The 3,555-nt window shown below is 60.6% G+C and carries 4 protein-coding genes; all 4 read right to left on the reverse strand.

Annotated elements, in window-relative coordinates; genetic code table 11:
- Positions 1 to 218: 218 nt before the first annotated feature.
- Positions 219 to 1,118: a C40 family peptidase gene (locus tag SOX55_RS00385; protein WP_325285450.1), complete on the reverse strand. Its 900-nt coding sequence runs from the start codon at positions 1,116 to 1,118 to the stop codon at positions 219 to 221.
- Between the two features lie 51 nt (positions 1,119 to 1,169).
- Positions 1,170 to 1,478 carry a hypothetical protein gene (locus SOX55_RS00390; protein ID WP_325285451.1) on the reverse strand — a complete coding sequence of 103 codons (309 nt, stop codon included), beginning with the start codon at positions 1,476 to 1,478 and terminating at the stop codon, positions 1,170 to 1,172.
- A 207-nt stretch (positions 1,479 to 1,685) separates the two neighbouring features.
- Positions 1,686 to 1,931, reverse strand: coding sequence for an IreB family regulatory phosphoprotein (locus SOX55_RS00395; RefSeq protein WP_325285452.1), 246 nt, complete (start codon positions 1,929 to 1,931; stop codon positions 1,686 to 1,688).
- A 119-nt stretch (positions 1,932 to 2,050) separates the two neighbouring features.
- The coding region (gene pheT, locus SOX55_RS00400) for a phenylalanine--tRNA ligase subunit beta (RefSeq protein ID WP_325285453.1) at positions 2,051 to 3,555 on the reverse strand (1,505 nt) is incomplete at its 5' end.

The raw sequence follows: 3,555 nt of genomic DNA on the forward strand, positions 1-3,555 counted from the left end.
GTTTTAAGGCTTTCCTGCTCTGCGACAGTCAACTTACCGATAATATCTAATGCGTCTTTGATAGTAGGCATATCCAATTACCTCCTTCGGTGGTACTGTTTCTTACTATTATTATACGCTATTTCTCGTCAAAAATCAACCATTTGTTGTGACATAGCCTTTGCTAAAAAAGCTCCCGCGCGGTAAAACCGCGCGGGAGCTTTGCAAATCGTATCGAATCAGAGAATCCGCAGGCCGCCCACAAAATAGGTGTTGTAGTAGCCGCTGGTCAGATTGCTGATGACAACGCCGCCGCTGTTGGCGGAGGAGGCGTGGATGAACTCACCGCCGCCGATGTAGATGCCGGCGTGGGAGCAGGCCTTTCCGGCGTTCCGGCTGGGATCGTTGAAGAACACCAGGTCGCCGGGCTGCAGCTCGCCGACGGACCAGATCTTGGCCCCCTTGCCGGACTGCCACTGGCCGCTGGCGGTGTGGGGGAGGGACACGCCGTACTGATTGTAGATGTACATGGTAAAGCCGGAGCAGTCAAATCCGCTGGGGGAGGCGCCGCCGTAAACATAGCGGGTGCCCAGGTGCTGCATGGCGGAGGAGACCAGACCGCTGCCGCCGGAACCGGTTCCGGCCGCGTTGGTCAGATCCACGAAATCGCTGCGGATATAGCCCTCCGTGCCATACTGGCAGGTGACGGCGAACCAGCCGTCGGCAAAGCCGGTGACGGTGACAGGGGCGTTGGTGGAGACGGAGGCCAGCACCTCGGAATCGGTGGTGGCAGCGGCACGGACGTTGACGCCGTCGCTGTTGACCCGGCCGTTGGCCTCAAACACACCGTCCTGATCCTCCACCACATAGTCGGCGGAGATGAAACCGGTGCTGCCGTTGAAGGCCACGCGGTACCAGCCGTCGGCGGCGGGGCTGAGGATGGCCATGGCCGTTCCCTTGTCCAGCGTGGTGAGGATGGAGGAGGAAGTGGAGGCCTCGGCCCGGAGCCGCACGGAGGAGCCGGTGGTGGCGCCCACGCCCACCGCCTGCTCGGCGGCAAAGGCGCCGGCGGTCAGCAGCAGCGCGGCTGCGGCGGAGAGAACCAAGAACTTGCTGGCCTTGCCTGCGAAAAATCTCATGGGGTACGCTTCCTTTCGTTTCTCTTTTGTTAAAGGGGGAACGGGAAGGGATTACTTCTCCTTGCCGGCCAGAGCCCGCTCCAGCCAGATGGCGCCGATGTCCATGGCGGCGTACAGGCTGTCCTTCTCGCTCTTTCTGACCACGCGGTCCCGGAACTTCAGGTCGGGATCGGTCAGCTGGAGCTGAACGGAGACGCGGGTGGCGACTTTCAGGTCCTGCACGGTCTTGGTGTCCAGCACCTGCATCATGATGATATATTTGTCGGACATCATGCCGTAGTAAATCAGGTTGTCAACACGGCGGAGGGGATGACCCCGGTAAACAAGGCCTTCGGCCTTGGTGGTTTTTGCTTCAGCCATAATATGCTCCTTTGAAAATTTTGTAACCAAATTGTAACAGATTTTTTCCGTTCTGTCAACATTGTCAATGGGTTTTTCTGACGGAAAATCCTGGGTGTTTTTGACAAAATGCCGAAAAAGAACCGTGCCTGCCGGGAGTGGGGAGGATAAAACTCCCAATTTCCCGTCAGGCACGGCAAAAAAACCGGAAAAAATAGTTACAGTTTGTTACTGGTTCAGGTAGTGGCGGACCAGCACCTGCAGCAGCTCGTCCCGGTCGATTTTGCGGATCAGAGTCCGGGCGTTGTTGTGGTTGGTGATATAGGTGGGATCTTCGGAGAGAATATACCCCACGATCTGATTGATGGGGTTGTAGCCCTTTTCCTCCAGCGACCGGTAGACAGAGGACAGGATCATGTGGATTTCCTCATCCTTATCCCGGGCGATACTGAACTTGCGGGTAAAATCATCCATACAGACACCACCTTTTCGATCCAAATAATTAATGTCAGTATACTCCTTTTTTCCGCACCTGTAAAGCAATACCGCAAAAATTTTCTCCGGCCGGTGTTCCGGCCGGAGAAAATGGGTGCTCAGCGGAGGACGGCGTTCAGTTCGGCGGCGAGCAGCTCCAGAATGCTCTTCACATCGGCGTCCGCCTCTTCGGAGGTCAGGTTGCGGTCATCGGCCCGGAGGGTCAGGTTGAAGGCCACGCTCTTCTTGCCCTCGGGGATGCCGGCGCCGGTGTAGATGTCAAACAGGGAGACGTCCTTCAGCAGCCCCCTGGCGCCCCGGCGGATGCACTCCTCCAGCGCGCCCACGGTGACAGCCTTGTCGCAGACCACGGCGATGTCCCGGGTGACGGCGGGGAACTTGGGCAGGGGCACGTACTGGGCGTCAGCACCCCGGGCGCTCATCAGCGCGTCGAAGGACAGCTCGGCGCAGCAGAACTCCGCGTCCACGCCGTAGTTCCGGGCCACCAGCGGGTGAATCTGGCCGAACACGCCGATGCGCCGGCTGCCGCACCAGACGGCGGCGCAGCGGCCGGGATGGTAGGAGGGGTTGTCGGCGCAGGGCTCGAAGCGGACGTCGGCGGCCCGAATTTCCTTCAGGACGGCCTCAATGACGCCCTTCATGGCGAAGAAGTCCATGTCGGGGCCGTAGGCGCCCACGGACAGCAGCCGGGACTCGACAGCCAGGCCGTTTTCGCCGCCGGGCAGGTAGATGCGGCCCACCTCGTACAGCTTGGCGGCCTTGTTGCGGTAGTTGTAGTTCCGGGTCAGAATCTCCAGCATGGAGGGCAGCACGGTGGTGCGCATGATGGAGGTGTCCTCGCCCAGGGGGTTCAGGATTCTGAAGCTCTGACGGCGGGGATCGTCCTCGGGCCAGCGGATCTTGTCGTAGTAGGTGGGGGAGATGAAGGAGTAGGTGATGATCTCGTCATAGCCGCAGGTCCGGCACACCCGGCCCAGCAGCTGCTCCAGCTTCTGCTCCTCAGAGTAGCCGCCCAGGGTGGTCTGGCCCCGCATCAGCGTGCAGGGGATGTTGTTGTAGCCGTGGAACCGGGCCACTTCCTCCGCCAGGTCCGCCATGGCCTCCACGTCGCCGCGCCAGGAAGGAACGGTCACCTGATCGCCCTCCACGGTAAAGCTCAGCTTCTCCAGAATGCGGACCATCTCGTCGGCGGGCACGTCGGTGCCCAGCAGGGCGTTGATCTTCTCCGGCTCCAGCTTCAGCACCCGGGGCTGGGGCACATAGTTCAGAATGTCAATGACGCCGTCCACCACTTCGCCGGCGCCCAGCAGCTCCACCAGCTCGCAGGCCCGGTTGACGGCGGGCAGGGTGTTGAGGATGTCCAGACCCTTCTCGAACTTGGCGGAGGCCTCGGTGCGCATGCCCAGGGCCATGGCGGTCTTGCGGATGGAGACGCCGTTGAAGTTGGCGGACTCGAAGAACACGTCCACGGTTTTGTCGGTGATCTCGGAGTTGCCGCCGCCCATGACGCCGGCTACAGCCACCGGCTTTTTCTCGTCGGCGATGACCAGCATGGACTCGGTCAGAGCCCGGGCAGTGCCGTCCAGGGTCTCCACGGTCTCGC

It is taken from the genome of Dysosmobacter sp., from assembly GCF_034093755.1.
Lineage (GTDB): Bacteria > Bacillota > Clostridia > Oscillospirales > Oscillospiraceae > Oscillibacter.